The organism is Achromobacter sp., from assembly GCF_032113835.1.
GTDB lineage: Bacteria > Pseudomonadota > Gammaproteobacteria > Burkholderiales > Burkholderiaceae_B > Achromobacter.
In genome coordinates, this window is record NZ_DAMCTG010000168.1 from 1 (window position 1) to 3,809 (window position 3,809).

A 3,809-nucleotide genomic window follows, 5' to 3' on the forward strand; every position below is an offset into this window, starting at 1 on the left:
TACTATTGTTGGCTTACCCGAAACGACCGTTAAAGAAGCCAGGGATAGAGTGCGCGCGCCCTGCCCGCAGGCTCCCGCTATTCCGCCTGAATCCCCGCCTGCCTGACCTTGTCGCCCCACACCTTCTCCTGCTGCACGACAAACGGTCCGAACGCCGACGCCTGCGCCGGCGTAGGTTCCGCGCCCATCTGCGTCAGCTTCTGCTTGAAGTCCGGCGCCGACACGATCTTGAAGAGCTCGTCGCCCAGCCGCTGCGCGATGGGCGCCGGGAGCTTCGCGGGGCCGAAGATGCCCACCCACGCCGCGAGGTCGAAGCCCGGCTGCCCCAGCGCTTCGGACACGCTGGGCAGATTGGGCGCCAGCGCGCTGCGCTTCTCCGTAGACACCGCCAGGGCCTTGAGCGTGCCGGCCTGGATGTGCGCGGCCGCCGACGCCAGGTCCACGAACATGAACGTGGCGCGCCCGCCGATGATGTCCGTCATCGCCTGCGGCGTGCTCTTGTAGGGCACGGCCGTCGCCCCCAGGCCGGTCAGCTTGTCGAACGACGCGGCGGAAATCTGGCCTGTGCTGTTGCCATAGGCGTAGTTCAGGCTGCCCGGATTGGCCTTGCCGTAGCGCAGCAGGTCGTCGACGCTGCTGATCGGCAGCTTGGCGCTGACCGCCAGCACGAACGGAAAATTGCACACCTGCACCAGCGGCGTGAAGTCTTTGACGGGGTTGTAGCGCAGGCTCTTGTACAGATGCGGATTGGAGGAATGCGTGGTGTTGGTGGCCAGCATGATCGTGTAGCCGTCCGGCTGGGCGCGCGCGACCAGGTCCGTGGCCACCTGGCCCGAAGCGCCGGGCCGGTTCTCGACGATCACGGGCTGTCCCAGCGCGGCCTGCAGCCGCTCGGCGATCAGGCGCGCGACGATGTCGCTGGCGCTGCCCGCCCCGAACGCCGTGACCAGCTTCACCGGCTGATTCGGATAATCCGCCGCTTGCGCGGCCGGGCCCGTCAAGCTGCACGCAAGCAACGCCGCCGCGCACAGCGGCTTGAACACATCACGCAACATGTCAGTCTCCTTGGTGGCGCGCCGCGCCTGTGCCGGGCGGTCGCATTGAGTGGCTGCGGCGGAACCGCCGCGGATCCTGCGGTTTTTGCGCCTGTCAGCCGCCTGCCGGTGCGCTGGCCAGGATGCGAAGGGCCTGCTTGAGATGCGGGCGATCCAGCATCTCGCCGTCGAGCTGCAAGGTGCCCACGCCCGGCGCATCCTCGAAGGCCTGCACGATGCGCCTTGCGCGCGCCACGTCGGCGGGATCGGGCGTGAAGGCCTGGTTGATCGGGGCCACCTGGTCAGGGTGAATCGCAATCTTGCCCGTGAAGCCCGCGCGCCGCGCCCGCGCCGCATCCCGTTGCAGCCCTTCCGCGTCTCGGAAATTGCCCCAGATCGTGTCAATGGCGGGCACGCCGGCCGCGGTGGCGCCGAGCAAGCACAACGAGCGCGCCAGCTCATAGGTCAGGTCGTACTCGCCATCCTCGCGCCGGTTGCTGGCCGCGCCCAGCACGGCGGCCAGGTCCTCGGCGCCCCAGGTCAGCCCGCGCAGCCGCGGGCTGCATCCAGCGTATCCGCCCAGGTTGAACATCGCGCCGGCCGTCTCGGTGGCGACCGGCATGATGCCGATGCCGCCGGCCGGCAGGCCCTCGCGCACTTCCAGTGCCGACAGATAATGATCCAGCACGACGATGTCCGGCGCCCCCTGCCCTTTGGGCAGCAGGATTGCGTCCGGGCGCCCCCGGACCACTTCCGCCAGGTCATCGAGCGCCAGTCCCGAATCCAACGGGTTGATGCGCACCCAAAGTTCGGGACCAGACGCGGGACGCGCCGCCAGATACTCGCGCACCATGCCGCGCGCGACAGGCAGCCGCGCGGCGTCCACCGCGTCCTCCAGATCCAGGATCAGCGCGTCCGCGCCGCTGGCTGGGGCTTTGGCGAGCTTGCGCTCGCTATCCCCGGGAACGAACAACAACGATCTCAACGCCATATCCCTGCTCCTCACTGTCCTTGAAATCGGGGCGCGCGCCGGTCGGCGAACGCCTGCCTGCCTTCCGTGACATCTTCCGAGTCCTGCAGCAGGCGCAGAAACAGCTGCTCCATCCGCAGTCCGGTGGCCAGATCCGCGTCCCGGCTGCGCAACGCCAGTTCCTTGGCGGCCTGCACGGCCAACGGTGCATTGGCGGCCAGCCGGCGCGCATAGGACATGGCCGCCGGCATCAGTTCATCGCGCGGCACCACCCGGTTCACCAGTCCCCAGCGGCTGGCGGTAACGGCGTCGAACGCGTCGCCCAGCAGCAGCATCTCCATGGCAATCGCGTGCGGAAGCTGCTGCGCCACGCGCTGCGTGCCGCCGTTGGCGGGAAACACGCCGCGCTGCACTTCCGTCAGGCCGAACGTCGCCGTCGGCACACACACGCGCAGGTCGGTGGCCAGCAGCAGCGTCATGCCGCCGCCCAGGCAGTAGCCATTGACGGCGGCCACCACGGGCTTCCAGACCTCCAGCCCGCGATTGAGCAATTGGCCCTGCTGTGTATTCATCAACGCCGCCAGGCTGGGCGGCGCGCCGACAAAGGATTTGAGGTCCGCGCCCGCGCAGAAGGACTTCTCGCCCGCGCCGGTGATCACCGCCACGCGGATCGCCTCATCGTCCCGCACCCGTTGCCAGGCCTGCGACAGCGCCTGGTAATGGGCATGGTCGAGCGCATTGCTTTTCTCGGGCCGGTTGATGGTGACAAGCGCAATGCCGTCTTCCACATGAAAATCGATCGACATGTCAGGCCGCCTCCCCAGCCGTGGGCGCCAGCGCGTCCAGATGGCGCTGGATCGCCGCCTCGTCATAGCCGAGTTCCGCCAGGACCTGCCGCGTATGCTGGCCGACCTTGGGCGGCGGCGACGAGGGCTTGGGCCGTTCGCCGTCAAACCGCAGCGGCTGCGACACCACGTTCAGATCGCCGTGCGCCGAATCCGCAAAGCGGTAGATCATCTCGCTGGCGGCCATGTGTTCGTGCGCCAGCACCTCGCCCACCGCCTGGATGGGCGCGCAAGGTATGCCGGCCTGCGCCAGCCGCGCGATCCATCCGTCCCGCGTGTCCTCGCGCATGATCTGCGCCACTCGTGCCAGCACCTCGGGCCGGTTGCGCACACGATCCGCGTTCGTGGCGTAACGCGGGTCCTCCGCCAGATCGGGCTTGCCGACCTCGTTGCAGAAGGTGCGCCACAGGGAATCGTTCGCCACGCCCAGCAGCAAGGGACGGTCGCTGGCATCGAACACCTGATACGGACACAGCGATTCGTGCGCGGAGCCCCAACGACGGGGTTCGGTGCCGCGCTCCCAGTAGCTCTGCATCACGTAGCCCATGAAGCCCACGGACGTGTCGAACAGCGACGCCTCGACCTGGCAGCCCTTGCCGGTGCGCAGCCGCCGCACCACGGCGGCCAGGATGCCGGTGGCGGCGTGCATGCCCGTGGCCTGGTCGATGGGCGAGATGGGACTGCGGATGGCGGGTCCGTCCTCTTCGCCGGTGATCGACATCATGCCGCAGAACGCCTGCAGGATGACGTCGTAACCCTTGCCGCGGCGCAGCGGCCCCTTGCTGCCAAAGCCCGAGATGCTGCAATAGACCACGTCGGGCCGCAGCGCGGCCGCGCTGGCGTAGTCGATGCCAAGCCGGCTGGCGACGCCCGGCCCGAAACTCTCGACCACGATGTCGGCGGTGGCGATCAGCCTTTGCGCGGCCTCGCGGCCTTCCGGCGATTTCAGATCCAGCGCGA

4 protein-coding genes are annotated in these 3,809 nt (G+C 68.6%); all 4 read right to left on the reverse strand.

Translation table 11 applies throughout. From position 1 onward, the window contains the following. Positions 1–77: 77 nt before the first annotated feature. Positions 78–1,055 (reverse strand): tripartite tricarboxylate transporter substrate binding protein, encoded by a 978-nt coding sequence (locus tag RT697_RS27015; protein WP_313702693.1) that lies wholly within the window; start codon positions 1,053–1,055, stop codon positions 78–80. A 94-nt stretch (positions 1,056–1,149) separates the two neighbouring features. Further along, the gene (locus RT697_RS27020) at positions 1,150–2,025 is read right to left on the reverse strand and encodes an HpcH/HpaI aldolase/citrate lyase family protein (protein ID WP_105239053.1); all 876 of its coding nucleotides are present in this window, start codon (positions 2,023–2,025) and stop codon (positions 1,150–1,152) included. A gap of 11 nt (positions 2,026–2,036) precedes the next feature. Further along, a complete protein-coding gene (locus RT697_RS27025; RefSeq protein ID WP_313702694.1) occupies positions 2,037–2,810 on the reverse strand; it encodes an enoyl-CoA hydratase/isomerase family protein in 774 nt (257 codons plus the stop codon). A gap of 1 nt (position 2,811) precedes the next feature. Continuing rightward, a partial coding sequence (locus RT697_RS27030) for a CoA transferase (protein ID WP_313702695.1) occupies positions 2,812–3,809 on the reverse strand: 998 nt, incomplete at its 5' end.

Excerpts from the sequence above, each read along its gene's own strand:
- RT697_RS27020 (WP_105239053.1), bottom strand. The coding sequence starts at position 2,025 with ATGGCGTTGAGATCGTTGTTGTTCGTTCCCGGGGATAGCGAGCGCAAG.
- RT697_RS27025 (WP_313702694.1), bottom strand. The coding sequence starts at position 2,810 with ATGTCGATCGATTTTCATGTGGAAGACGGCATTGCGCTTGTCACCATC.
- RT697_RS27015 (WP_313702693.1), bottom strand. The coding sequence starts at position 1,055 with ATGTTGCGTGATGTGTTCAAGCCGCTGTGCGCGGCGGCGTTGCTTGCG.